This is a genomic window from Methylocystis sp. B8, from assembly GCF_005771425.1.
Lineage (GTDB): Bacteria > Pseudomonadota > Alphaproteobacteria > Rhizobiales > Beijerinckiaceae > Methylocystis.
Window position 1 is genome coordinate 1 of record NZ_VBTZ01000006.1, and the last position, 25,219, is coordinate 25,219.

The following is a 25,219-nucleotide window of genomic DNA, read 5'->3' on the forward strand; positions in this document are numbered from 1 at the left end:
CATGATCATCCCGAACGTTGGCCTGAATGAGTGGGGCCACACGTTCTGGTTCATGGAAGAGCTGTTCGTTGCGCCGCTGCATTGGGGCTTCGTGTTCTTCGGCTGGATGGCGCTCGGCGTGTTCGGCGTCGTGCTTCAGCTGCTGATGAACGTTCAGCGCCTGATCGGCAAGGAAGGCGTCGCCCTCCTGACCGAGTAATCGAGACTTGGCGCCGCCCGCGTGATGCGGGCGGCGTTTAAAAATGGAAATTCGGGGGAGGTTCTATGGCTATCGCCATGCTGCTGTTGGCTGCGGCGCTCTCGCCGCTCTGTTTCCTCTATGCTGCGCCGCGTCGCATTCCGCAGCGCGTCCGCAAAGTGTTGCGCCGAGACTGATTTGTTGTGAATGACGTCCCGTCAGCGCGCCGCAAGGCGGCGCTGGCGGGGTTTTTTGTCTGCCCTCCAGCAAAGTCCCTGATTCGATAGCGGCGTCGACGCATTGTCTTGCCTTTTTCACCGAACTAGATCGTCAATGGCGACGCGCCGAGATCGCGCGCGGATAGGAGAGGCCCATGAATGATCTTCTCGTGATTGCATTTCCCTCGGAAGAAAAGGCCGAAGAAGTTCGGCAGAAGCTCTTCACCATGCAAAAGGAATATTTGATCGAGCTGGGCGACGCGGTCGTGGCCGTAAAGACCCCCGATGGCGCCGTGAAGCTCAATCAGCTTTTCAGCACCACGGCGCTAGGCGGGGTCTCCGGCGCTTTCTGGGGCGCTCTGATCGGGCTGATCTTCATGATGCCGCTTGCGGGCGCCGCGATTGGCGCCGGGGCCGGCGCCGTATCCGGCGCGCTGACCGACTTCGGCATCGACGACAAATTCATGAAGGACGTGGCGAGCGCGATTCCGCCAGGCGGCGCCGCATTGTTCCTGCTCGTGCGCAAGATGACGACCGACAAGGTTCTCGAAGGGCTCAAAGGGGTCGGCGGCGTGGTGCTACGGACGTCTTTCGACAAGTCCAAGGAAGACGCGATCCGCGCGGCGCTTACGGCGCAGCCAGCTTCCGCCTGACAGAACTGCGCGCCGAAAGGATCTTCGGCGCGCAATCGCTCAGACCATTTCCTCTGTCTCGCGCGCTTTTCGGCGATGCGCGTGCAGCGTGATGTAGATGCTGGCGACGATGAACGCCAAGCCGAGAATGGAAACGATAATGAACAGCGACGAGCGCTGGATAATCGCCACTAAGGGGACGAAGAGCCCGAGGAGAATCCCCACGACGCAGATCTGCCACGCAGCGGCGTGAACTCCCGCAACGAAGGTCGCCACGGCGAGCAGCACCATCAGGTTGAGTCCAGCGGCGTTGACGTCGACGAGCTGGCGCAGAGGCGGCGAGTAGATCAGCCACATGCCGAAGAGAAACGCCGCCCAGTGCAGCACTTGGGTCCAGACGAGCCGCGTGCGCTCATGCGTCGTCTCCGTATGGCGCCACCCGACATATATGCAGATCGCGCAGTAGACGGGCGTCAGGAACTCCCAATAAAGGGCGACCGGCTGCCCCGTGAAGGTGACGATGCCGATGCCGAGCACGGCCGTCGAAAGCATGATGATGTAGGGCAGATCGATCTTCAGGACGTCGAGGAAAAGAACCTCGGCCGGCTGGGTCCTGATCTCTTCGATTCCGTGCTCTAACGTTGTCGCCCAGTTCTCATGCTGCGGCGAAACTTTGGGCGTTTTGGGTTCGGCCGGGTCGAAGTCATTGGACATAAACAAACCTCGCTGAGTTTGCAGCGCGAGCGACGCCGGGGCTATCGCCTTGTCCCCGGGCCCTGTCGGCCGAAATACAAGGCCAAGATAGTTCGAGCGCGGGGACCGAGCAACCGGCGAGACATGGATTGAGCGCGGGCGTCCGCTTGGGAAACAGAAGACGGCCGCGACAATGACGTCAGTAAATGTCATTGCTACGCCATAAGAGCGCTGGCAAAAGCTAACTTTAACGCAGACAATCCATTCGACGCACCCAACGATTTGTTGTCGGCGACGAAAGAGGGACGTTAGGAGCGCGCAGTGGCCAAAGCTGACGAAGCAGCGGCGGTTATAACGGTCGAGGGTCTGCAAGACCTGTTGCGGGCGATCCGGGCGCGCGGCTATCGCGCTATCGGACCGACATTGCAAAATCAGGCGATTGTTTATGACGATATTGAATCGATCGACGACCTGCCTCGGGGATGGACGGATGAGCAGGACGGCGGCCTTTACAGATTAACGCGTCGTGAGGACGAGGCGCTCTTTGGATATTCCGTCGGGCCGCAGTCGTGGAAAAAATTTCTGCATGAGCCGAGGCTGCGGCTTTGGACAGCCGAACGTCGTGGCGAGGATACAAGCGTCACGCCCGAAGCGCCGCCTAGCGATCGTCTCGCCTTCATCGGCGTGCGCGCGTGCGAAATTCGCGCGATTGAGATTCAAGACAGGGTTCTCGTCGGCGATCTTTACGTCGATCCGCACTACAAGGCGAGACGCGAGGGAGCGCTGATCGTGGCCCTCAACTGCGGAAAGGCGGGAGGCACGTGCTTTTGCGTCTCGATGCATGCCGGACCTCGCGTAAAGCATGGCTTCGACATCGCTTTAACCGAGCTTCTCGATGGAACCGAGCATGTCTTTCTCGTCGAGACCGGCAGCGACGAAGGACGCGCCATTTTGGAACAGATTCCGCATGATCTCGCTTCGAGTCGCGAGGTTGACGCGGCTGAGGCCGTGATCGCACAAACCGCGTCTTCGATGGGCCGGCAAATGCGTTCGGACGACCTCAACGAACTGCTGATGAACAATCTCGAACATCCGCGTTGGAATGAAGTGGCGACGCGCTGTCTGACCTGTGCAAATTGCACCTTGGTCTGTCCGACCTGTTTCTGCACTTCGGTCGAAGACGCCTCCGATCTAACGGGCGAGCGCGCCGAACGCTGGCGTCGGTGGGATTCCTGTTTCACTATGGATTTCTCCTACATTCACGGCGGCAGCGTGCGCGCGAGCACGAAATCGCGGTATCGCCAATGGATGACCCACAAGCTTGCTACCTGGATCGATCAGTTTGGTTCGTCGGGTTGCGTCGGCTGCGGCCGTTGCATCACTTGGTGTCCGGTGGGCATCGACATCACCGAGGAGGTGTGCGCCATCCGCGGCTGCGACGCCTCCGCAGAGGAGTCGGTATGAAAGACATTGCCGAGCTGCTTCGTCATCATCCCTTCGCTGAAGGGCTGGATGAAGACACGATGGCGCTTATCGCAGGGTGCGCCAAGAACGTCGTCCGGCAGCCGGGAGATTATTTTTTTCGTGAAGGCGCCGCCGCGGATTCCTTCTATCTCGTGCGACATGGCGCGGTAGCGCTCGAAGCTTTCGTGCCGGGACGAGGGACATTCACCTTTCTGACCATCAAGGCCGGAGAAATTCTCGGCGCGGACTGGCTCATTCCCCCCTATCGCTCGTCATTCGACGCGCGCGCGATCGAACTGACTCGCGCCATTTCTTTCGACGGCAAGTGTCTGCGCGACAAGTGCGAGGCGGATCCTCGCGTCGGCTATGAAATGATGAAGCGGTTCATTCCGCCGCTCCTCAAACGTTTGCAATCGGCGCGCATGCAGGCGCTCGGAATGTATGATGCCGCAAACGCTTAAGGCCTGCGCGACGCTGCCCCATCCGATGGCGCCGATCATGACGCCGGTGACGCGCTTCATTCGCGAGTCGGAAGAGGTGTTCACTTTCGATCTCGCTCCCGAACAAGTCGCGCCGTTCATGCCAGGGCAATTCAATATGCTCTACGCCTTCGGCGTGGGTGAAATACCGATCAGCATCAGCGGCGACTCGCACGCGCCCGAGCGGCTCACGCATACGATCCGCGCCGTCGGGCCAGTGAGCGCCGCGCTGGGCAAATTGAAGGCTGGCGATCGCGTCGGTCTGCGCGGCCCCTTCGGGGTCGGCTGGCCCATCCAGGAATATAAAGGCTTCGATGTCTTGCTGATCGCCGGCGGCATTGGGCTCGCGCCTCTTCGCCCCGTTATCTACTGGCTGTTGCGTCATCGCGCCGCCTATGGCCGCGTCGGCGTTCTCTATGGCGCGCGCACGCCGGACGACCTCATTTTTCGCGCCGAACTTGAAGAATGGCGGCGGACGCCTGACTTCCAGTTGGGCGTCGCGGTAGAGCGCGCCGGACCTGAATGGACGGGAGACGTTGGCTATGTGACGCCTTTGCTCTCCAAGCTCCGCTTCGATCCTGCGGATACTGTCGCTATGATCTGCGGGCCGGAAGTGATGTTCCGAGCAACGGCGCTCGCGCTTGAGGACGCGGGCATCGCGGACTCGCGGATCTTTGTTTCCATGGAGCGCAACATGAAGTGCGCGATCGGCCATTGCGGCCACTGCCAGTTCGGTCCGCATTTCATCTGCAAGGATGGACCAGTCCATCCTTACGACCGGGTGCGCAATCTCCTCTCTTATCGGGAGCTTTGACGTGGAGCGCGCCCGTCGACCAAAACTCGCCGTCTGGAAATTCGCCTCTTGCGACGGCTGCCAGTTGAGCCTCCTCGATTGCGAAGATGAACTGCTGGAAGTCGCCGGCGAAATTGAGATTGCGCATTTTCTCGAAGCGACCCGCGCGACGATCCAAGGTCCGTACGATCTCTCCCTCGTCGAAGGTTCTGTGACGACGGCGCATGACGCGGCGCGCATTCAGGAGATCCGCAAGCAGTCGCGCTTTCTCGTGACGATCGGCGCCTGCGCCACTGCGGGCGGCATTCAGGCGTTGCGCAACTTTGCCGATGTGCGCGAATATACGGCGATCGTCTATGCGCGGCCCGATTATATTCAAACGCTCGCGACATCGACCGCGATCGGCGACCATGTGAAGGTGGATTTCGAGCTGCGCGGCTGCCCGATCAGCACGCGACAGCTCATCGAAGTGATTTCGGCTTTTCTCGCCGGGCGCAAGCCGCAAACGCCGCCGCATAGCGTCTGCGTCGAATGCAAGATCGCCGGCAATCTGTGCGTCATGGTCGGCCACGGGACGCCTTGCCTCGGCCCGGTTACCCATGCGGGTTGCGGCGCAGTCTGCCCCGCCTACAACCGCGGCTGCTATGGCTGCTATGGCCCGATGGAGACGCCAAACACGCCTTCGCTCTCGGCCGGGTTAAGCAAGCTCGGCATGGACGACGACGCGCTTAAGCGCATTTACAGGACCTTCAACGCCAATGCCGACGCCTTCCGGAAGGAAAGCGAGCGTCATGACCGTTAAGACGATCAAGGTCGATCAACTCGCCCGTGTGGAGGGCGAGGGCGCGCTGAAGGTCATCGCGCGCGACGGCGTCGTGCAGTCGGCGGAGCTCAATATCTTCGAGCCGCCGCGCTTCTTTGAAGCCTTCCTACGCGATCGCATGTATACGGAGGCGCCGGATATCACCGCGCGCATTTGCGGCATCTGTCCGGTGGCCTATCAGATGAGCGCGGTTCACGCGATGGAGAACGCGCTCGGCGTCGCTGTCGACGGACCACTACGGGAATTGCGACGCCTGATCTATTGCGGCGAGTGGATCGAAAGCCACACGCTCCACATCTACATGCTGCATGCCCCAGATTTCCTCGGCTATGAGGGCGCTATCGAAATGGCGCGCGATCACGCCGACATCGTTCGGCGCGGGCTCGATCTCAAAAGAGCCGGCAACTCCATCATCGCGCTTCTCGGCGGCCGCGAGATTCATCCGATCAATGTCCGCGTCGGCGGTTTTTATCGCGCGCCGCGCCGGCGCGAGCTTCAGCCGCTCGCCGAAGAGTTGAAGCGGGCGCGAGATTGGGCTCTGGCGACCGTGCGCTGGACTGCGGGATTTGATTTCCCCGACATGGAGCGCGACTATGAATTCGTCGCCTTGCGCGGCGACGGCGAATATCCTTTCAGCCAAGGCCGCATCGCTTCAAGCCGCGGACTCGACATCAGCGCCGCTGAATATGACGAACATTTCGAAGAGACGCATGTCGAGCATTCGACTGCGCTGCATGCGCACATCAAAACGCGCGGACCCTATCTTACAGGCCCATTGGCGCGCTACGCGCTGAACGCCGCGTCTCTTTCGCCACTCGCGCGCGAAGCGGCGCGGGAAGCGGGACTTGGATCGGCCTGCGCCAATCCCTTCCGCAGCATCATCGTTCGCGCCGTCGAAGTTCTCTACGCCTGCGACGAGGCGCTGCGGATCATCGCCGACTACGAAGAGCCGGAACGATCGGCCGTTGATCTCGACGCGCGCGCCGCAACCGGCTATGCCGCTACCGAGGCGCCGCGCGGCATGCTGTATCACCGCTATCAGCTCACCGCCGATGGAAAGATCGCCGACGCTCGTATTGTTCCGCCAACGTCGCAGAACCAGCCAAGCATCGAAGAAGATCTAAAGACCTTCGCGACCGCCTGGCTCGACCTGCCCGACGACGCTCTGCGTCACCGCTGTGAGCAAACAATTCGCAATCACGACCCCTGCATTTCCTGCGCGACGCATTTTCTGCGGCTCGAGATCGATCGTGGCGGATAGAGCGGGCGAAGGGGGCCGTGTCATTGTGCTCTGCGTCGGCAATCCCCAGCGCGGCGACGACGCGGCGGGCCGCGGGGTCGCAGAGGCGCTGGGCGCTTCGTTGGGCGAGGTCGAAATCATCGAGGAGGAGGGGGAGGCGACAAGACTTCTGGCGCGGCTCGAAGGCGCAGACGCCGCCTATATCGTTGACGCCAGCGTTTCCGGGGCGAGCGTGGGCGACATCCGCCGCTTTGACGTCAGCGCGGGCCAGTTGCCGCCGGCGGGGTTCGCCGCCTCGACGCATGGCTTCGGCCTTGCCGAAGCTCTGGAGCTCGCTCGCTCGCTTTGCCTGATGCCCCAGCGCTGCGTTGTTTATGCAATCGAAGGCGGGACATTTGACATCGGGGCGCCGCTGTCGCCGGCGGTCGCGGCGGCGGTCGGCATCGTCGCCGATCGGCTGCGTGTCGAGATATTGGGCAAATAACCTAAAAAGCGTCACTTGCGGCGCACAAATTTGCCTCACGCCCGAAACTGACCGGCAACATTGCGGCAACCCCTGCGAAACCTTTGCATGTTCGAATGCGCTATCTGACAAAGCCGCCTGCGCGTCGCCTCCCTGCGAAGGATCGCCGCGCGCGCGTTCGCAATGAACGGAGTCGCCAATGCCGCGTTTTGTATCCTCCTCGACCGTCGCCGCTATCTCGACGGTTCGGATGCTGGTCAAATTGCCGATCCATATCGTTCGCCGCATTGCCGCATCACCGGAAGCGTTTATCGACGCTATAGAGCGTCTTGCCAAGCACTAGGCCTCTCTCCTGTTACGTAGAACATTTCCGAAGCGTTAGCGTGCGTTTAAGCCCGAGTAACCGTGTAGAGCCCGCTTAGGGTTGAATGATCTTGCGCGCATCCCAATTGCACTGACGAAACGCCAACCACTTGGGAGGAAACAATGCGCAAACTGACGCTACCGATCATCGCGGCGCTCGTGGCTTTCGCTCCATCGGCTCAGGCCCAGCAAGCGGGCGCACTTCCTTATGACGGCGATATTCAGGCGTATGGCGCGCCTTGGCGCTATCAGCATAGGGATTGGAGCAGACCCGGACACCCTCTGGATCCAGGCGTGTGCTACTACTGGAACGACTACGTTGGCCAATGGGAGTGGCGCTGCTGACAGATCACGCCCCACATCGTTGAGACGCTAAGAAACGCCCCGTTGCGGCATCGCCGCCGGGGCGTTTCCATGTCGGGACAGTTAGCGTGCCGAATGCCGCGAAGCATATGATCATGGAGTACGACAGTAGACGATCGTCACAGGTTGGTTATTGTTTCAGAAACCATAGAGCCGCCACGAATTATTAAGGCAAGTCTGAGAATTTAACGTCCATCAAACAGCATAGATTTACGGGCCACGTCGGGGCGCAGCGACGATAGAGGACTAGAAAACGGAACGCGCTGGACCGTTTTGGCGACGTCCGAATGCCTAGCTGGGGCCGCATGTCGGCCATAAAGACGGTCGCAAACCGAGGTAGGGGAGGAACACCTCCATCTCCAAGGGCTAGGCATGGGATTTCCACGGGCGCCAACATCTGTCCCGCTGTCGACCGGAAGAAAAGAGATTGTCCGGATATGGGCGAATCCAATCGCTGCTCGGCCCGACAACCTTCTGCTCAAGTTGGCTTCTATGGCGAAGTCAAACGCCATTTTTGCCGTCTCGGAAATTTGCAAGGGACTTGCGATATTCACAATCGGCGACATGGTGATCGCGGATGGAGTCGGCGAATTCATCTGCATCGCAGCGCTGACGATCAACGCGTTGCCATCTCCCTTGCGCCGGCGGAACTCGGCGCACGCCAATTGAACGATACCGTCGGCTGGAGAGCTGATTCATGAGAAAATTGTTCGCGTCGACGATCTTCGTGGCGTTGAGTTTGGCTTGCGATACCGCCTTTGCAGGGGCGATGAGCGCCAATAATTTCGGGATTCCGTCAAAAGACGTTGCGTTGCACTGTTCGCCAGCGAACTACTCAATACATTGTTCGATCTCTCTTAGAGCCAATCCAGAATACAGTTCCTACTGCTTCTACGTCGCCGATGGCCGTTCGTATCCGATGAAGACTGATTACCGCTTCGGATTTTACAACAATATCGTCAACCTCCATCTTTCTAACGGTTCGCGCGTGACGGCTGATTTGAAGGATTTGAGGACTGGCGCGCATGCCCGCTGTTTCGAGACGGGATATTGAGAGTGCGACAAAGTTCCGGCGCCGCAGTTCGGCTTGGTCACGAGCAATTATGACGTCGAAAATTCACTGCCTGCGGTCGGTTGCGCTTCTGCTTTCGCTTGTCGCCGGCGCAGAAGCAAAGGCGCAAGGCGCCAAGGCGACGGCTGGGCCAATTCCCGACGCAGTTTGGGCGTACATGCAGGGAAGGTCGTGGCGCGCGGAGCTTCCATGTCCGGGACGAGAGCAGCTTGTTCTCTTGAGCGTCCCTTACCTCGATTTCGACGGCAACTCTCAAACCGGCTCTCTGATTGTCGCAAGAAGCGTCGCAAAAGCGGTGGCGGCCGCCTTTCAGGAGATTTACGACAGTCGGAAATTTCGAATCTATCGAATGTCGCTTATCGATGAATTCGGAGGCGACGACGCACGGTCGATGGCGGCGAATAATACGAGCGCCTTCAACTGCCGAACGACGGATCGCGGCGCCATGTCGCGACACGCCTATGGAATGGCCGTTGACATCAATCCCGTTCAAAATCCCTATCGGGAAGGAAACCTAACCGAGCCTGAAGCGGGGCGCGCCTATGACGAGCCTTACAAGCGCAAGAGAGATATTGTCGGGATGATCGTCGACGGCGGGGTCGTGACCAGGGCCTTTGCGCGACAAGGCTGGCGCTGGGGCGGACATTGGAAAAGAAGCGTCGACTATCAGCATTTTTCCAACGATGGACACTGACGGGTCATAGGTCGTGGAAACGCGGTAAGCATTCAAAGACCGAAATCGCTCGTTCGTTTTCAATGACGTCACATGCCGAGGCGTCGCTAAGAAAATAGCCTCGACAGAGAAACACATGGCCTGCTGTGCAGGCTTACACGCAATCGCGATCTAGCGCGCGAGACGCGCTGCGATGCGGCGGGTTTCCTGCATGGAACCGGCGGGGCTAAGAACCCCGCCGCCCAAATTCACGAATGACGGTGATGATGGTGATGGCGATGGTGATGGTATTCACCAGCCGAGATCGCTGTTGTGGGAGCCGGTGAAGGGCTGACCGGCACAGCCGCGTTGCTCCCCGTCACTTTGTTCAACACGCCTGTAACTGCCATACCCGCCTCGGCCCCCACGCGATTCACGCCAGCGCCAAGCGCTGAAATCGGATCTTCGGCTTTCGCTGTTTGGGCAATGACAGCGGGGCCGAGCATTAGGCCAAATATCAACCCAATCTTCTTAAGGCGCACCATTCGATCCTCCCTATTTCTCCCTGCGAAAGGGACCTCATCAATAGTCCGCGGCGGCGTCCGAGCCAACGCCTTAACCAAAATCCCCGCAATTGCCCCTCATTAATTTACCAGGGTGAAGGCGTCCTCGGCGCGAAGGTGAGCGATCGTCGCGGCGCGTCGCCGCAGCGGCGTGACAATGCTTGGACGCTGCCCCGACCGCCCAATTGTGTCAGGTCATCCGGCGAATGTCGGTTTATTCGTCGGTTTACCCGAGGGTAGGGGCGCATTTATCAAAGTCTTTATTGCAGGGCGCAGCCGGATTGTAGATTGCATAGGCGTAGCTGCAACATGGGTTGTGCATTTTTTTCTCAGCGCCATAGTCCGCGTTGAACGGGACCTCAATGCCAACGTGTTGATAGTCGCCGCTACGTTTTGGCGGAAGCTTCGGTACAGTGTCCGCCGTATTCACAAGACGGAATGTTTTCACCTTTAAGCTTTCGTAGTAATTCCGGAAGGGCATTAGTCCAATCATTGGACTTGCTGAGTTATAGTGCAGCACCGCGATATTGTTTGAAACCGCCAGTGGCGTGGCGAGTGTGGCAAGCGCGGAGCCGAGACTGTGGCCGGTGACCGTAAGAGGCTTACCGCCAATTGTTTTGAGCTGGGCGTCCAGCGCTTTGACAAGCCCGGTGAACACGGCGTACCACCCCCGTGCGACGAGAAGGCCGGGAGGTGGATTTGGCGTTGGCGCGCTGTACGGCACCGGTTTGAATTCAGCGTCTACAAGAAAGTCATCAAGGCTCTTGCTGCCTCGGAAAACAAGATAAAGGCTGCTGTCGGTCTTGGATTTGACCAAGCATCCGAAAGGTTCAGTAATTGGAGTTTTTATGAGCTCTAGAGTGAATGTGCTCCAGATGAGCTGACCAAAACTATAATCATCCACTTTGAAATCATTCGTGATCGGGCAAGCGTTAGCCGGCTTCCAATTGAAGCTGGGAGGCGGAGGCGAGCCGGCCTGTATCCACTGATCGTACATATGACTGAGCACGTTCACAAGGAACGTGCAAACCTTGAACGTTTGCTGAGAAGAAGCTCCAAAGTTTAGCGGTTGAGAACTCGTGCAAGTCGTGATGGCCATAATACTCTCCATACGATAGATGATGGTAAATATGACTTGATTGGCATAGTTGCGGATATTATCGCTTACAATGGCTCGGGCCTGTCCCGTTGGGGCGATCCGATAATGCTGCGTAATGGACGGCCTGAGCCTTCGTCAGAGGCTGGTCTGGTTCTGCCAAAAATTTTGACCCCATCCGCACGGCGGATGAGCCACGTTGCTGGCGCCGGTCAAGCTCTTGGCGCTTATCGCCAATTAAGCATGTGGACGCCCGTCAGGCTCGCATTTTTGGCGCGCGTCGTCGAGGCTGAAAATCAGCAGTCGCCCCTCTGGCGTCCGGCTCATGCCATGTGAAGCGCTGTGGCGGCGAGTAAAGCGCCCCTTTTCAGGGGGCGCCGACGTCGTCAGTCTAATGTGTTGAGAAAGCTGGTCGGAGTGAGAGGATTCGAACCTCCGACCCCCTCGTCCCGAACGAGGTGCGCTACCAGGCTGCGCTACACTCCGATTGAAAGGGCCGAAAGCCGCTTTCGGGCCGTTTTATAGCCACAGCCGGATTGGGCCGCAACTGCTTTCCCGGCTTTAGCAACGAACCCGCTCTAGCATGACATAGGCGAAGTCCGCCTCGTCCTTTGGGCCGCGAGGCGGAGATTCACGCGCAATTTCTCGCCAGTCTCGGTGGTCTAGCGCGGGGAAATGCGCGTCGCCGGCGATATCGAGCGCGACCTCCGTCAGTTCGATGACGTCGGTGAGATCGAGAAAGGCGCGATAGATTTCCTCGCCGCCGGCAATGATGATCTCATCGGCGCCAAGCAAAGCCGCCAGACGGCGCGCCGTCGCCAACGCCTCTGGCGGACTCGCCGCGACATGCGCGCCCTCGGCCCGGAAATGCGGATCGCGGGTGAGAACGACGCTTTCGCGTCCCGGCAACGGTCGCCCGATCGATTCGAAGGTGCGCCGTCCCATGATCATCGGCTTGCCCCAGGTGCGCGCCTTATAGCGCTTGAGGTCGCTCGAGAGCCGCCAGGGAAGGCCGTTGGCGACGCCAATCACGCCATTGCGTCCGCGCGCCACGACGGCGACGATTTTGGGCTCCATCGGCGCCTACACCGCGATCGGCGCGGCGATCGCCGGCCAGGAGTCGTAGTTCTCGACGCTGATGTCTTCGTATCGGAAGTCGAAGAGCGAGCGCACCGAATGATTGAGCCTCAGACGGGGCAGGGGCTTCGGCTCGCGCGAAAGCTGGAGGCGCGCCTGCTCGACGTGGTTGAGATAGAGATGTACGTCGCCGAAGCTATGGATGAAATCGCCGGGCGCACAGCCTGTCACCTGCGCGACCATATGGGTAAGCAGCGCATAGCTCGCGATGTTGAACGGCACGCCGAGGAAGACGTCCGCCGAGCGCTGATAGAGCTGGCAGGATAGGCGCTTCTCTTTGCCGACCTCCGCGACATGAAACTGGAACAGGCAATGGCAGGGCGGCAGCGCCATCTTGTCGACTTCGGCCGGATTCCACGCGGAGACGATCAGCCGTCTTGAGAAAGGGTTGCGCTTGATCTCTTCGACGACATTCGCGAGTTGATCGATCTCTCCGCCGTCTACCGGCCAGCGGCGCCATTGCGCCCCATAGACGGGACCGAGGTCGCCGTCTTCATCGGCCCATTCGTCCCAGATCGTGACGCCGTTCTCGCGCAGATATTTGACGTTGGTCTCAGCCCTTAGGAACCACAAGAGCTCGTGGATGACCGATTTTAGATGCACGCGCTTCGTCGTCACTAGCGGAAAGCCTTGCGAAAGATCGAAGCGCATCTGATGGCCGAAAAGCGAGAGCGTTCCGGTGCCAGTGCGATCGTCCTTGCGCACGCCCTCGCACAGGACTTTATCCAAAAGATCAAGATACTGACGCATGTCGCCTGTTCAGTTTTGGGCGAAAGGTTGCGCTAACCCATACTCCCTGCTCGGCATCCGAAGCAAAGGGACGATTGCGGGACGACGCCCACACATCCGATTTCCATGGCCAAGTCTTTGCGCGGGCGTTACGGCGCTCCTATATATCGGCCGCGAGGGGAGCGTCGCTCTCCGCATGTTGAGGACACAACACAATGTCGCGTTTCTTCGCGTTCAAGCGTGGATCGCTGATTTCTCTGGCGCTTGGGGCGCTGCTGGCGCTCGCTCCGGCCCTCGCCGAAGCGCGTATGGGCGGCGGCGGCAGTTTCGGCAGCCGTGGCTCGCGCAGTTGGTCAGCGCCGCCCCCGACCCGCACCATGCCGGGAACGGCGTCGCCCTTCGAGCGCAGCGTCACCCCGCAGCCTTCGCCAGGGATGGCTGGCCCGATGTCGCGACCCGGTGGGGCTTTTAGCGGCTCCTTCGGCCGCGGCCTCTTGGGCGGCTTGGCGGGCGGCTTGCTTGGCGCCGGTCTCTTCGGCCTGCTGACGGGCAATGGCCTGTTTGGCGGGATGATGGGCTTCGCCTCGGTCATCGGCCTGCTGCTACAGATCGCTTTGCTCGTCTTCCTGGCGCGGTTGGCCTTCAACTGGTTCACGCGCCGCAACGCCAATGCGATGGCCGGCGCCGGCTACCGTCCGAGCCCGGGCTTCACTTCGCCCTTTACGGCGCGCGCGCCCTTTGGGGCGGCGGGCTTTGGCTCGGGCGCCTCGCCCGAAGCGGCGATGGCGAAGCCCATCAAGCTCGCTGCTGAGGATTTCAACGCCTTCGAACGCCTGCTCGGCGAAACCCAGGCCGCCTATAGCCGCGAAGACCTCGGCGCCCTGCGCGCCATGTCGACGCCAGAAATGGCTTCCTATTTCGACGAGGAACTCGAGGACAATCGGCGCAAGGGCGTATTGAACCGCGTCTCCGAGGTGAAATTGCTGCAGGGCGATTTGTCGGAGGCGTGGCGGGAAGGCGTGGACGAATACGCCACTGTCGCCATGCGCTTCGCGCTTAATGACGAGATCCTGGATCGCGGCACCGGTAAGCCTGCGCCAGGCTCGCCCGGCGAAACGGAGACGACTGAAGCCTGGACCTTCCGTCGGCCTACTGGCTCCGGCTCAAAGGAGTGGAAGCTGTCGGCGATTCAGCAGGCGGCCTAGATCGGCCGCGCTCGTAGTGGATCTTAAAGCCCCTCTCGCAAGGGAGGGGCTTTTTTGTGGGAGCGCGACGCAGCGCCTCGACCCTTTCAGCGCCGTCCGCAAAGAGCGTCGCGCCGTAGAACTGAAAAACGAAACCCGCCTCCCATGACGAATGAGCTTTCGGCGCTGCCGATCGATGATGCGCTGCCGGCGATCCGCGCGGCGCTTGCGGCGTCGTGCAATCTCGTCATCGTCGCGCCGCCTGGCGCCGGCAAGACGACACGCGTCCCGCTGGCGCTGCTTGACGCCGACTGGACCAAAGGCCGCAAGCTTATTTTGCTCGAGCCGCGACGTCTCGCCGCTCGCGCGGCGGCGAACCGCATGGCGGCGACGCTCGGCGAAACTGTCGGCGAAACGGTCGGCCTGCGGATGCGTCTCGAGTCGAAGGTTTCTGCGCGAACCCGCGTCGAGGTCGTCACCGAAGGCGTCTTCGCCCGCATGATTCTCGACGATCCGGCGCTGGAGAACGTCGCTGGCGTGCTGTTCGATGAATATCACGAGCGTTCGCTCGACGCCGATCTCGGCCTTGCGCTGGCGCTCGACGCTCAGGCGGGGTTGCGCGAGGATCTCCGGCTCATCGCCATGTCGGCGACGCTCGACGGCGCGCGCGTCGCAGCGCTGATGGACGCCGAGACGATCGAAAGCGAGGGGCGCGCGTTCGATGTCGAGACGCGCTATCTCGGCCGAGACGCCAATACGCGCATCGAAGAGGCGATAACCCGCGCGATTATGCAGGCGCTGCGCGAAGAGCGAGGCTCCATCCTCGTCTTTCTGCCCGGGCAGGGGGAGATCACACGAGTTGCGTCGCGCCTCGCGGAGTCCGGCCTGTCTGCCAACGTCGACATCGCGCCGCTCTACGGCGCGCTCGATCGTGGCGAGCAGGACAGGGCAATTGCGCCGGCGCGGCCGGGTCGTCGGAAGATCGTGCTCGCGACATCCATCGCCGAAACCTCGCTCACGATCGAAGGCGTGCGCATCGTAATCGACAGTGGACTTGCGCGCGTGCAGCGCTTCGAGCCCGATCTCGGATTGTCGCGGCTTGAAACGGTGCGCGCCTCGCGCGCGAGCGTCGATCAGCGCCGCGGCCGCGCCGGACGCACCGAGCCCGGCGTCTGCTATCGCTTGTGGGATGAGCCGCAGACGGCGGCGCTTCCGGCCTTCGCGGCTCCCGAGATTCTCGACGCCGATCTCTCCGGCCTTGCGCTTGATCTTGCCGCCTGGGGGGTGAGCGATCCAGGACGGCTCAAATGGCTCGATCCGCCGCCGGCGCCCGCCTGGAAGGAGGCGGTCGTGCTTGACCGCGAACTCGGGGCGCTTGGCGGCGACGGCAGGCTCACGGACATGGGCCGCGCGATGCGCGCGCTGCCGCTCGCGCCGCGTTTGGCGCGAATGGTGGTTGAGGCGGCGCATCACGGCGAGGCTCGTCGCGCGGCGGAACTTGCGATGCTGCTTTCCGAGCGCGGTCTCGGCGGCGCCGACGCCGACCTTTCGCATCGGCTTGAGCGCTTGCAAGGCGAAAATTCGAAACGCGCACGCGATGCGTTACGACTCGCCTCACAATGGGCGCGGCAAGCAATGGCGGCGGCCGTCAGCGGGGGAGGATCGGGGAGGGGGCTCTCCGACGGCGCGCTGATCGCTCTTGCCTATCCTGATCGGATCGCGAAATCGCGCGGGGCGCGCGGCGAGTTCCTGATGGCGAACGGCCGCGCCGCGATGTTGCCTGTTGAAGATCCTTTGTCGCGCGCGCCCTTTCTCGCAGTCGCCGAAATAACTGGACGAGCGGCCCAGGCGCGTGTCCTCGCGGCTTGCGCGCTTACAGCCGAGGAGGTCGAGGCCATCGCCGCCGACTGGATCGAAACTAGCGACGAAACCGTATTCGACCCGGCGAGCGCGAGTTTGCGTCGTCGTGCGTTCCGGCGCCTGGGTGCGATACGACTGTCAGAGCGCAATCTGGCGGTCGTAGCGTCCACGGAAAGCGCGCGGATGCTCGCGCGCGGCGTCGCCAATCTCGGCGTGGCGCGTCTGCCGTGGACGAAGTTGCAGATGCAGCGGCGCGACCGCGTCGCCTTTCTGCGTCGCGCCGAGGGCGATGAATGGCCGGATCTTTCCGACGCCGCGTTGGCGGCAAGCGTCGAAGACTGGCTCGCGCCTTTCATTCATGGGCGCGCGTCGCTTGCGGACATCGCGGTCGACGATTTGGAGGCGGCTCTCACTCAGCTTCTCCCATACGATCTGTCGCGCAGGCTTGATGCGGAAGCGCCGGCCTATTTCGACACGCCCGCCGGCGGACGTCACGCGCTCGATTATTCCGCCGAGAATGGTCCGATCCTCGCCGTGCGCGTGCAGGAGCTTTACGGCCTCTCAACCCATCCGACTCTTGCGCGCGGGCGCGCGCCGCTCACGCTCGAACTGCTCTCGCCGGCGCATCGCCCGATCCAGACGACTCGCGATCTCCCGAGCTTTTGGAAAGGCTCATGGAACGAGGTGAAGAAGGAGATGAGAGGGCGCTATCCGCGTCATCTCTGGCCTGACGATCCGGCGGCCGCTCAGCCGACGACCCGCGCTAAGCCGCGAGGCGCGTAGCGCTTGTCGCTGAGGCCGGGAAGCCATCAGATTTTTCTTCCTTGAATAACCACGTCTGCCGCGCATGAGTATTCCCGAGCGAATTTGGCGCGGCGCAGATTTTCCCTTATGCCAAGGCTGCCAAGCGACGCTCGCCAAGCGAAGGACAATTGATGTTTCCCAAGCCCGTCCCGAATTTGCGCCCGAATACATTCGAATATGAAGAGGCGCCGCTCATTAAATCAACCGGCTTTCGCGAATATGACGCGCGCTGGCTGTTTGGCGCCGAGCTAAATCTCATGGGCGTGCAGGCGCTGGGCATGGGTCTTGGCGCTCTGCTGCGCGAAATGGGCGTCGCGCCTGAGATCGTCGTCGGCCATGATTATCGCAGCTATTCTTCGTCCATCAAACTAGCGCTTGTGAGCGGCCTCATGGCCGCCGGCGTGCGCGTGCGCGACATCGGTCTAGCTCTGTCGCCGATGGCCTATTTCGCGCAGTTCGATCTCGATGTCCCCGCCGTTGCGATGGTGACGGCCTCGCATAACGATAATGGCTGGACGGGCGTGAAAATGGGCGCGCGCCGGCCTGTGACGTTCGGGCCCGAAGAAATGAGCCGCCTGAAAGAGATCGTTCTCGCCGGCGAATTTCACGAGGCCGAAGGCGGCTCTTACCGATACATCGAGAATTTCGCCGCGCGTTACATCGACGATCTCACGCGCCGGCCACCCTTTACGCGCAAGATGAAGGTCGTGGCGGCGTGCGGCAACGGCACTGCCGGGGCATTCGCGCCGCAGATGCTGGAGCGCCTCGGCTGCGAAGTGATCCCGCTCGACGTAACGCCGGACTACACATTCCCGCGCTACAATCCGAACCCTGAAGATCTGCACATGCTGCACGCCATCGCCGACAAGGTGCGCGAGACTGGCGCTTGCGTCGGGCTCGGCTTCGATGGCGATGGAGATCGCTGTGGAGTCGTCGACAATAATGGCGAAGAGATTTTCGCAGACAAGATTGGCGTCATGCTCGCGCGCGATCTTTCCAAGGTTCATCCGAACGCGTCATTCGTCGTCGACGTGAAGTCGACCGGCCTTTTTGCGACGGACCCCGAGCTCGTCGCGCGCGGCGTCGTCACCGAATATTGGAAGACCGGCCATTCCTACATCAAGCGGCGCGTCAGCGAGCGCAAGGCGCTCGCCGGCTTCGAAAAATCGGGGCATTTCTTCTTCAACGAGCCGATCGGACGCGGCTATGACGATGGATTGCTCACTGCCGTGCATGTCCTCGAAATGCTCGATCGCAATCCGACGAAGTCGATGGCCGAGCTTTACGCCGAGCTGCCGAAGACCTGGGGCTCGCCGACGATGTCGCCGCATTGCGACGACGAAAAGAAATATGGCGTCATTGAAAAAGTGACGACGCGCATCGAGGCGATGCATGCGCGCGGCGAACAGATCATCGGCCAGCCGATCCGCGATGTGGTCACCATCAACGGCGTGCGCGTAACGGCGGCTGACGGGACTTGGGGACTCGTGCGCGCGTCATCCAACAAGCCAGAACTTGTTGTCGTGGTGGAAAGCCCCGTGTCGCAGTCGCGCATGAAAGAAATGTTTACGGCGATCGACGCTGTGCTGCGCGAGAATCCCGAGGTCGGCGCCTACAACCAGACGATCTGAAGTCGCGGACGCTGCGAGCGAAGGTTCGACGCTTCTCGACATGTCGAAGGAGGAGTCGACAATGGCGCCGATGCAGTGCTTGCTTTTCGCCGACATATTGAACTTTTTGCGGTTCTATTCGCGTCTCCCAATCGGAGACCACGCGCAAGCGCCGCTTGACTTTGGGCGTATGGCGCTGGCGCTGCCGATTGCCGGGGCTTTGATCGGCGCCACAGGCGCCGCGGGTCTGATCGTGGCGGGTAAATGCCATCTTCCTGCGTTCGCATGCGCGGTCATCGGCGTCACGGTTCTCGTGCTCGCGACTGGCGCACTGCACGAAGACGGGCTCGCTGATGTCGCCGACGGTTTTGGCGGCGGCGCGACGCGAGAGTCGAAACTCGCCATCATGCGCGACAGCCGGATCGGGACCTATGGCGTTCTGGCGCTGTGCTTCTCGGTCCTATTGCGCGTCGCTGCGCTTGCCTCAATTCTTGAGCGAAGCGCCACACTCGCAGCCCTCACGCTCGTCTTTGCCGGGGCCTTGTCACGTGTCGCGGGATTGGCGCCAATGATGTGGTTCTCGCCCACGCGTCCCGATGGATTGGGCGCAACCGTCGTAGCGCCCTCGCGAGAGATTTGGGCCCGAGCCTGGTTCGCCGCCGCCGCCTTTGGCGTTGCGCCCTGGTTCGCAGGGGTCGGCGTAAGTCAGATGGCAATCGCGATCATCGCCGCCTTCGCCGTGGCGGCCCTTGCCGCGAGAATCGCGAAACATCAGATCGGCGGATATACGGGCGATGTTCTGGGCGCCGCGCAACAGCTGGTGGAAATCGTCATTCTGGCGACGTTGTCCGCTGTTTAATCGGTCAACCGGTTTCGGCCGGCTCGACGAGTTTCGCAGCGGCTAAGCGCGCGACGGCGGCGCGCACTTCATCGACGGCCCCGAGCAGCGTTTCTACTCCAGCGCCGGGTTTGATGGCCTCAAGCGCCAGCCGTCGACGGAACGATCGCGCGCCAGGCATTCCAACAAACAGTCCGAGAAGATGACGCGTTATGGCGGCGAGGCGCTCGCCCTTCGTTAACTGCCGCTCAACGTAAGGAAGAAATGCATCGACGGCTTCGAAGAGGTCGGCCGTCGGCGCCGCTTCACCGAACAATCGGGAATCAACTTCAAGGAGCAATGCTGGATCGTGATAGGCGGCGCGTCCGATCATCACGCCGTCGACGAAATTGAGCTGCTCCTCAATTTGCGCCATGCGCGTCAGTCCCCCGTTGATTGCAATCGGCACGTCCGGCAGCGCTCGTTTGAGACGATGCACGAGCGCATAATCAAGCGGCGGCACGTCTCTATTTTCCTTAGGCGAGAGCCCCTTGAGCCAAGCCTTTCGCGCATGAACGAAAAGCGCGTCGGCGCCGTTCGCGACACTCTCCTCGGCAAGTGCGAACAGGGCCTGTTCCGGCTCCTGATCGTCGACGCCGATGCGGCATTTCACCGTAACCGGAATGGCGACGGCGTCCTTCATCGCCTTGATGCAGTCGCCGACCAGCGCAGGCTCGCGCATCAGACAGGCGCCGAACGCGCCGTTCTGCACGCGATCTGACGGGCAGCCGACGTTAAGATTGACCTCAGAATATCTGAAATCTTCGGCGACGCTCGCAGCCTTGGCCAACTCTGCGGGCTCGGCGCCGCCGAGCTGCAGAGCGAGAGGCTGTTCGAAGGGGTCGAAGGCCATCAGCCGCGTCCGATCGCCGTGGATGACGGCGCCCGTCGTCAGCATCTCCGTGTAGAGCCGCGCGCGGCGAGACAATAGGCGATGGAAGTATCGGCAGTGCCGATCCGTCCAATCCATCATAGGCGCAACGGCGAACCTAATCTCTTGATTTGTCAGCATTATTTCTTTAGTCTCAACGGCACAGGTCGCGTCGTGTGCACTCCGTTCTACGCCTCGATACGACACTTTTCGCTATCTTTCGACTTCTCAGTGCACACAGAGCGCACACGAAATGGCGACGTTCACGAAGCTCAAATCGGGGTCCTGGCGCGCTCAGGTTCGGCGCAAAGGAAGTTATGTCAACGAGTCGTTCCTCCGCCGTCGCGACGCGGAGGAATGGGCGTTGGACATCGAGCGCCCGATTGATCGCGGTGAGTCCCCAACTAAACGTGCGCCAAGGAACGCCAAGACGTTTGGCGATCTCGTGCGTATCCATCGGGACGACCTTCAGGATGTAGGAAAGCAGATCGGTCGATCAAAAGCTGCAAGCCTGATCTTTCTTGAGCGACGCCTTGGGAGCTATAAGCTCGGTGAGTTGGATCGCGAGCGCCTCATTCAATTTGATCGGGATCGGGCGAAAGAAGGGGCCGGACCCGTAACTCTCGGGATCGATCTCGGCTACATCAAAACCATATTGTCGCATGCCGCGGCCGTGCATGGCGTGCAGCTCTCGACGGTGCCAATCGATCTCGCTTCCCTTAAATTTGTTATCGAGTTCGACCATAACATCTTCTTGAGGGTCGAGCTTTCGCCAATCGTTGATTGCGCCGGAAAGAGACTTTGTGATTGCGTCGCGCGACTAGCACGCCGCGGCGCAGACAACCGCCGCGCTATCAGCGCAATAGTCAGAGAGACCATTTGCGTCTATCGTTCGACAACGCGACAAAGCCCGAAAAGATGCTCATGCCGCATTGGCGAGCACGCTCGCGACTTTCACAAGCGCTGGATCGAGGGCGGAAGGCGTCAGCCGAGATTGGCCCGTCGCCGCTGCTGTAAGGGTCAAGCGCTGATTTTGCACCTCAAAGACGCGACAAAGAGTGGTTCTGTCGGCTTCGTCACGAATCATCATCGACAAAGGCCGCGGCAAATCCGCTGCCGAGATGCGATCGGCGATCAGAAACACGAGCGATGATATGGCCGCGATCCGCTCCGCGTCACGAGCCATGGCGTTAGCGGCAAGCGCGAGTCCGTCCGCGTCGCCCAAAACCACGGTAGTAAAATTGCCCGCCTCGGCGATCTTGTTCAAAAGATCGCCGAGGTTCCGGCGCTCGCTCGTTCCCGATTTTAGTTGGGAAAGGTCGAGCGCGAACTGCTCGCGCTCGACAAGCGGTTGCAGCGCACGGTTGATCGTCGCCCGGAGCGACTCCTCCCGTTCCATGAACGTCTCCGCCATTTCCTCTCGGAGCGAGTCAATCTGGCCCGCCTGAAGAAGGGCCTGTTCACGCAGATGTTCGCGCGCGATGGCGCCGCGTCTTGCGCCGAAGAGATAGCCGCCAGTGAACAATAACAGGGCGGCGATGAGGTTGATGACGAGTGCGACCGCAATCATTGTCTTTTAGCGCTCTCCGCGTGACAGTTGGCGATGCCCGCCACCTGCACCAACGCCATGCGATTATCCGCGACGACGAGCGATGGGTTCTTTGGCAGCGCGGCGCCTGCGGCCAATGGCGTCATGCGTCGCTTTTCGATGCCAAGCCCTGCGAGCCAAGCAATCACCGCCTGAGCGCGCGAGTAGCTCAACATCACATTATACGCTTCGCGGCCCCTGGGATCGGCGTGGCCCTCGACCAAGAGCGTTGCGTCGCCATGATCCTTGAGCCATTTGAGCAAAGGCTCGAGCTGCGCCTGCGCGCCGTCCAACAACGGCTGCGCGCTATTATTCGAGAAAGCGACGCTGATGGCCGGCAGGCACGTCGCTTCGCGTATCGGGAGCTGCGCTGGTGAAGTCTCGCTGGCTCCCTGTCTGGCAGCGGGCGGCGCTTGTTCGAGCGACGCTGGAGCGGGCCGAACAGGAGGCTGCCTTGGAACCCGCGCCACATGCGCGGTACGGGCAGGCGCGGAATCGTTTCGCGGCGCGAGGGCGCTCGGGCTCGCCAGCAGATAACCTGCAGCGAGCGCCATCAGCGGACCGAGGGCCGCGAAGCCGGCCGCAAGCCAGAACGGCGCATCCTCTCCCGGAATGCGATATAGGTTTATGTCAGAGGCGGGTTCTCTAGCGGCTGAGGCGCCTGGCATGTCAACACCCGGGCACTTCAAAAAAGGGTGTGATGAGATCAATGCCGCAGTCGAGATTGGCGCACCAATCAATGAAGCGCGTCACCATTTCCTTGCCCTGAAAAAGAGCGCCGTGCTGGGGCGCGATAATCTCGATGTCGAGCGGACGCACCATGTCCGCCCAAGCGCGCATCACCTGGTTTGAACCCATGTAACGGCGATGGAAGCCTTCCATATAATGCAAATGTTCATCGAAATCAGGTATGGTCACGTAAGGCGCGCCGATCGAAGCGCCGAGATCGCCGGTGTAAAGTATTTTCGCAGTCGGATCGTAAAGCTGGAAATTTCCTTCCGAATGTAGGAAGTGCGCCGGCAGCGCGTAGAGCTTGGCCCCGTCAAGATCAAACACGGCGCCGCCGTCGTCGATCGGATGGAGGCGATCGCTGACAAGCCGGTCGAGCCCAAAATGTGGGACGAAGCGGGTCCAGAGGCTCGAAATGTACGCCTCGGCATCTGTGGTCATCAGCCACCCGTTGATCGCCGCGACAATATCCGGGTCCTGATGCGATAGAAATATATGGGTAAGCTTTGCGGCGCCCAGCGTTTCAAAGGTCTCGGCCAACACCCTGCTGTATATTTTGTGTCCGCCGGGATCGAGCAGCATGGCCGCCGAGCCGTGCACAATCAGATGCTGATTGGATTGGATCGCCAGTCCCCCGGGATCGAAATCCTCAAACAGGAGGTTTCGGTGGACGTCATCCTTGAAAAGAGCCATATGCGCCATGTCACTTTCCGCGGATGTCTTGCAGGCGAGCGCCGTCGAACATTTTTCCTAAAGCACCTTTTTCAGGCTTCGGATCGCCTCGTGCATATCGAAGAAGATGAGGCCGAGTTTGCTCGTCTCATTGGCCAGCGCTAACAGCATGATTCCGCGCCCAGCGTCGATCATCACGGCGTAGCCGTTTTCACCGCGAATGATCACCTCCTTTACCTCACCGCGCGCAAGCTCTACGGCCGCGCGCGTGCCCAGATTAAGTAGCGTCGCGGTCATTCCGGCGACGCGCGTTTCGTCGAGGTCCGGCGTCAGAGCGCTGGCGATCATCAGCCCGTCTTCGGAAATAAGCGCGCTCGCCTCGACGCCCGGCGAATCGCTTTGCATCTTGCGAAGAATTTTGTTCATCTCGTCGAGCCTGCTCATGGCGGGTTCCCTCTTGCCGGCTGTCGGCATTTTCGTCTGTCACTGCTTCGCGTCGCGGCTCAGCGTGGGAATGATGACATTTATTTTGTTCCATCCACTTTATGCCACGCGGAGCGAACGGAGAGTTTATGAGTGGGCAAGGAAGTTCCGCGATCTTCGGGTTCGATTATGCGCGATTCCATCGCCGCTAGCAGGGAGTTGATCGCCTCGTACATGTTGAAAAAGATCAAGCCCAATTTGCTCGCGTCGTTCGCGACCGCAAGCAGAAGCGCACCACGGCCGGCACTAATCATGATCGCGTAGCCGTTCGTGCCCCGAACGACGGCCTCGCGAGTATTTCCGCGCGCCAACGCCGTCGCCGCGCGGGTCCCCATGCTTTGCAACGTCGCCGCCATTCCAGCGATGCGCACGTCCTCCATGTTGGTGGTCGCAAATGTGCTCGCGATCATCGATCCGTCTTGCGAGATGAGTGCGCTCGCTTCGACACCAGGGGATTCGCTCTGGAGCTTCTGTAAAATGCTGTCGAGACTGTTGCGACTCGACGCAGCCCTTGTCTCTGATGGCTCCTCTTTCGCCACGGAGCTGCGCTCAGATTCCACGCGCGAATGGGAGAGCGCGCGCTCTTGCGCCGCCGGCTCCGCAATCTGCGCCCGCGTGGGCGCAAAATCCATCACAGAAAGGGGTGACGTTGGGGCCCGTTTCGGGGCGAGCGTAGCCGGGACATCTCGCGAGGCCTTCTTAAGGAGCTCGCTCAACCAACCTATTCCATCGCCATTTTGCGTCTCGGGCTCCGAGCGAGCAAGCGGTGGCGCTGCATGCGCTTTTGCGTTCGCTTCGACGCGCTCGATAGCCTCGTTGAAAGCGCGCTCTTCAGCGACGAGATTGGCGTCACTAATGGGAGGTCGAAGGTTTAGCAATTGCTTTATTAGCGCCGCACGCGCACGTTCATAGGCATCACGCCGCAGATCCGGCGTGTCGTCGGGAAGGCGTGCAACCACCCGCAACAACAAGTCGTCGTATTTTGAGATGGACATTTCTTTCGCCAGCGACACGCAATAACTCACACTTACGCATAAGCCTTCGCTTACAAAAGAGGCGCTTCTTCGAGAAATAAAGAAGGCTCGTTGCGCCATAGTGTCGCACTCTACCAATGAAGGTCCGAGAAATTGCAACTCATGGCTTTGTGGTGACGTTCCCATTTCGACGGGCCTCGTCGATCAAGGTCTGCTTGTCAGCGGTGTGCCGGTTGAGGCATTGCTACGACAACAAGCTGAGTTCTCGCCAAATGCCGTCATAGAAGCGAGCGCAGAGACCGGAAACGGAAATCGGCGGCTATGTCTCCTAAGAGAGTTCGAATTTCCTTGGCGCCATTTGCGTCACTCCCACGTCCAAAGCGGGACTGCGCGTCCAGTTAATTTTTCTGAAGGAATGGTTCCGAAGTGTCGTCTGTCGAGCGATGAGGGTTCATCCCAGTTGACGAGAAAGATCTGGCCTGAAGCCATCGAAGGGCAGCGGCATGTGGGAGCGGCGCGACAATCTCGCCGATGTCGTTGACTGCAGGCAGAGTATGCGGTTGCATCAGGTCGTTAATCCAATCCAATTCGATCGATGTCTGTGCACGA

29 protein-coding genes, 1 tRNA gene and 1 pseudogene are annotated in these 25,219 nt (G+C 60.7%); 17 read left to right on the forward strand and 14 right to left on the reverse strand.

Features of this window, described 5'->3' with window-relative positions:
- Together FEV16_RS11015 and FEV16_RS11020 are read left to right on the forward strand one after the other, a co-directional pair.
- A partial coding sequence (locus FEV16_RS11015) for a methane monooxygenase/ammonia monooxygenase subunit C (protein WP_246657204.1) occupies window positions 1-199 on the forward strand: 199 nt, incomplete at its 5' end.
- 352 nt (window positions 200-551) lie between these two features.
- Window positions 552-1,049 carry a DUF1269 domain-containing protein gene (locus FEV16_RS11020; protein ID WP_138167695.1) on the forward strand — a complete coding sequence of 166 codons (498 nt, stop codon included), beginning with the start codon at window positions 552-554 and terminating at the stop codon, window positions 1,047-1,049.
- 39 nt (window positions 1,050-1,088) lie between these two features.
- Here FEV16_RS11020 and FEV16_RS11025 read toward each other — a convergent pair whose 3' ends face one another.
- Window positions 1,089-1,742 (reverse strand): hypothetical protein, encoded by a 654-nt coding sequence (locus FEV16_RS11025; protein WP_138167696.1) that lies wholly within the window; start codon window positions 1,740-1,742, stop codon window positions 1,089-1,091.
- Window positions 1,743-2,042: 300 nt separating this feature from the next.
- Between FEV16_RS11025 and FEV16_RS11030 the strand changes: the two genes are divergently transcribed.
- The 11 genes from FEV16_RS11030 to FEV16_RS11070 all read left to right on the forward strand — a co-directional run bounded on the left by FEV16_RS11030 (window position 2,043) and on the right by FEV16_RS11070 (window position 9,475).
- Window positions 2,043-3,185 (forward strand): 4Fe-4S dicluster domain-containing protein, encoded by a 1,143-nt coding sequence (locus tag FEV16_RS11030; RefSeq protein ID WP_138167697.1) that lies wholly within the window; start codon window positions 2,043-2,045, stop codon window positions 3,183-3,185.
- Window positions 3,182-3,646 carry a cyclic nucleotide-binding domain-containing protein gene (locus FEV16_RS11035; RefSeq protein ID WP_138167698.1) on the forward strand — a complete coding sequence of 155 codons (465 nt, stop codon included), beginning with the start codon at window positions 3,182-3,184 and terminating at the stop codon, window positions 3,644-3,646. Before FEV16_RS11030 ends, FEV16_RS11035 begins: the two co-directional genes overlap by 4 nt.
- A complete protein-coding gene (locus tag FEV16_RS11040) occupies window positions 3,627-4,478 on the forward strand; it encodes an FAD/NAD(P)-binding protein (RefSeq protein WP_138167699.1) in 852 nt (283 codons plus the stop codon). Before FEV16_RS11035 ends, FEV16_RS11040 begins: the two co-directional genes overlap by 20 nt.
- A 1-nt stretch (window position 4,479) precedes the next feature.
- A complete protein-coding gene (locus FEV16_RS11045) occupies window positions 4,480-5,259 on the forward strand; it encodes an oxidoreductase (protein ID WP_138167700.1) in 780 nt (259 codons plus the stop codon).
- Complete coding sequence (locus FEV16_RS11050) at window positions 5,249-6,541, forward strand: Ni/Fe hydrogenase subunit alpha (RefSeq protein WP_138167701.1); 1,293 nt, start codon at window positions 5,249-5,251, stop codon at window positions 6,539-6,541. Before FEV16_RS11045 ends, FEV16_RS11050 begins: the two co-directional genes overlap by 11 nt.
- Window positions 6,531-7,004, forward strand: coding sequence for a hydrogenase maturation protease (locus FEV16_RS11055; RefSeq protein WP_246657286.1), 474 nt, complete (start codon window positions 6,531-6,533; stop codon window positions 7,002-7,004). Before FEV16_RS11050 ends, FEV16_RS11055 begins: the two co-directional genes overlap by 11 nt.
- Window positions 7,005-7,182: 178 nt before the next feature.
- Entirely contained in the window at window positions 7,183-7,326 is a 144-nt protein-coding gene (locus FEV16_RS16910) for a hypothetical protein (RefSeq protein ID WP_171015202.1), read from the forward strand.
- A gap of 143 nt (window positions 7,327-7,469) precedes the next feature.
- Window positions 7,470-7,691 carry a hypothetical protein gene (locus FEV16_RS11060; RefSeq protein ID WP_138167702.1) on the forward strand — a complete coding sequence of 74 codons (222 nt, stop codon included), beginning with the start codon at window positions 7,470-7,472 and terminating at the stop codon, window positions 7,689-7,691.
- A gap of 510 nt (window positions 7,692-8,201) precedes the next feature.
- Window positions 8,202-8,378: a hypothetical protein gene (locus FEV16_RS16915; protein WP_171015203.1), complete on the forward strand. Its 177-nt coding sequence runs from the start codon at window positions 8,202-8,204 to the stop codon at window positions 8,376-8,378.
- A gap of 28 nt (window positions 8,379-8,406) precedes the next feature.
- Window positions 8,407-8,763 (forward strand): hypothetical protein, encoded by a 357-nt coding sequence (locus tag FEV16_RS11065; protein ID WP_138167703.1) that lies wholly within the window; start codon window positions 8,407-8,409, stop codon window positions 8,761-8,763.
- Window positions 8,764-8,812: 49 nt separating this feature from the next.
- Entirely contained in the window at window positions 8,813-9,475 is a 663-nt protein-coding gene (locus FEV16_RS11070) for a M15 family metallopeptidase (RefSeq protein ID WP_138167704.1), read from the forward strand.
- Between the two features lie 227 nt (window positions 9,476-9,702).
- Here the strand turns inward: FEV16_RS11070 and FEV16_RS11075 are convergent, their stop codons facing one another.
- From FEV16_RS11075 to FEV16_RS11095, 5 genes are all read right to left on the reverse strand, one after another.
- The gene (locus FEV16_RS11075) at window positions 9,703-9,978 is read right to left on the reverse strand and encodes a hypothetical protein (protein WP_138167705.1); all 276 of its coding nucleotides are present in this window, start codon (window positions 9,976-9,978) and stop codon (window positions 9,703-9,705) included.
- Window positions 9,979-10,222: 244 nt separating this feature from the next.
- On the reverse strand, window positions 10,223-11,095 hold the full coding sequence (locus FEV16_RS11080) for a lipase family protein (protein WP_171015204.1): 873 nt from the start codon (window positions 11,093-11,095) through the stop codon (window positions 10,223-10,225).
- 406 nt (window positions 11,096-11,501) lie between these two features.
- Window positions 11,502-11,578: transfer RNA gene (locus FEV16_RS11085), tRNA-Pro, on the reverse strand.
- A 75-nt stretch (window positions 11,579-11,653) separates the two neighbouring features.
- Window positions 11,654-12,169 (reverse strand): dihydrofolate reductase, encoded by a 516-nt coding sequence (locus FEV16_RS11090; RefSeq protein ID WP_138167707.1) that lies wholly within the window; start codon window positions 12,167-12,169, stop codon window positions 11,654-11,656.
- 6 nt (window positions 12,170-12,175) lie between these two features.
- Window positions 12,176-12,979 (reverse strand): thymidylate synthase, encoded by an 804-nt coding sequence (locus FEV16_RS11095; protein ID WP_138167708.1) that lies wholly within the window; start codon window positions 12,977-12,979, stop codon window positions 12,176-12,178.
- 194 nt (window positions 12,980-13,173) lie between these two features.
- Between FEV16_RS11095 and FEV16_RS11100 the strand changes: the two genes are divergently transcribed.
- The 4 genes from FEV16_RS11100 to cobS all read left to right on the forward strand — a co-directional run bounded on the left by FEV16_RS11100 (window position 13,174) and on the right by cobS (window position 19,275).
- Window positions 13,174-14,163 carry a TIM44-like domain-containing protein gene (locus FEV16_RS11100; protein WP_138167709.1) on the forward strand — a complete coding sequence of 330 codons (990 nt, stop codon included), beginning with the start codon at window positions 13,174-13,176 and terminating at the stop codon, window positions 14,161-14,163.
- 144 nt (window positions 14,164-14,307) lie between these two features.
- Window positions 14,308-16,785: an ATP-dependent helicase HrpB gene (hrpB, locus tag FEV16_RS11105; RefSeq protein WP_138167710.1), complete on the forward strand. Its 2,478-nt coding sequence runs from the start codon at window positions 14,308-14,310 to the stop codon at window positions 16,783-16,785.
- A gap of 152 nt (window positions 16,786-16,937) precedes the next feature.
- A complete protein-coding gene (locus FEV16_RS11110; protein WP_138167711.1) occupies window positions 16,938-18,437 on the forward strand; it encodes a phosphomannomutase/phosphoglucomutase in 1,500 nt (499 codons plus the stop codon).
- Between the two features lie 61 nt (window positions 18,438-18,498).
- Complete coding sequence (gene cobS / locus FEV16_RS11115) at window positions 18,499-19,275, forward strand: adenosylcobinamide-GDP ribazoletransferase (protein WP_246657287.1); 777 nt, start codon at window positions 18,499-18,501, stop codon at window positions 19,273-19,275.
- Between the two features lie 4 nt (window positions 19,276-19,279).
- On the opposite strand, the gene dusA is transcribed toward cobS, so the two are convergent.
- The 8 genes and pseudogenes from dusA to FEV16_RS11155 all read right to left on the reverse strand — a co-directional run.
- Window positions 19,280-20,305 carry a tRNA dihydrouridine(20/20a) synthase DusA gene (gene dusA, locus FEV16_RS11120; RefSeq protein WP_138167712.1) on the reverse strand — a complete coding sequence of 342 codons (1,026 nt, stop codon included), beginning with the start codon at window positions 20,303-20,305 and terminating at the stop codon, window positions 19,280-19,282.
- Between the two features lie 355 nt (window positions 20,306-20,660).
- Complete coding sequence (locus FEV16_RS16920; protein WP_171015205.1) at window positions 20,661-20,909, reverse strand: hypothetical protein; 249 nt, start codon at window positions 20,907-20,909, stop codon at window positions 20,661-20,663.
- Between the two features lie 177 nt (window positions 20,910-21,086).
- Window positions 21,087-21,734, reverse strand: a complete 648-nt coding sequence (locus FEV16_RS11130; RefSeq protein WP_138167713.1) for a hypothetical protein — start codon at window positions 21,732-21,734, stop codon at window positions 21,087-21,089.
- Window positions 21,731-22,420 (reverse strand): OmpA family protein, encoded by a 690-nt coding sequence (locus FEV16_RS11135; RefSeq protein ID WP_138167714.1) that lies wholly within the window; start codon window positions 22,418-22,420, stop codon window positions 21,731-21,733. The genes FEV16_RS11130 and FEV16_RS11135 overlap by 4 nt, the downstream gene beginning before the upstream one ends.
- A 1-nt stretch (window position 22,421) precedes the next feature.
- Window positions 22,422-23,183: an MBL fold metallo-hydrolase gene (locus FEV16_RS11140; RefSeq protein ID WP_138167715.1), complete on the reverse strand. Its 762-nt coding sequence runs from the start codon at window positions 23,181-23,183 to the stop codon at window positions 22,422-22,424.
- Window positions 23,184-23,231: 48 nt separating this feature from the next.
- A complete protein-coding gene (locus FEV16_RS11145) occupies window positions 23,232-23,597 on the reverse strand; it encodes a roadblock/LC7 domain-containing protein (protein WP_246657288.1) in 366 nt (121 codons plus the stop codon).
- 80 nt (window positions 23,598-23,677) lie between these two features.
- Complete coding sequence (locus FEV16_RS11150) at window positions 23,678-24,730, reverse strand: roadblock/LC7 domain-containing protein (protein WP_171015206.1); 1,053 nt, start codon at window positions 24,728-24,730, stop codon at window positions 23,678-23,680.
- Window positions 24,731-24,973: 243 nt separating this feature from the next.
- A pseudogene (locus FEV16_RS11155) lies at window positions 24,974-25,126 on the reverse strand (S26 family signal peptidase); the annotation flags it as partial.
- Window positions 25,127-25,219 lie beyond the last annotated feature (93 nt).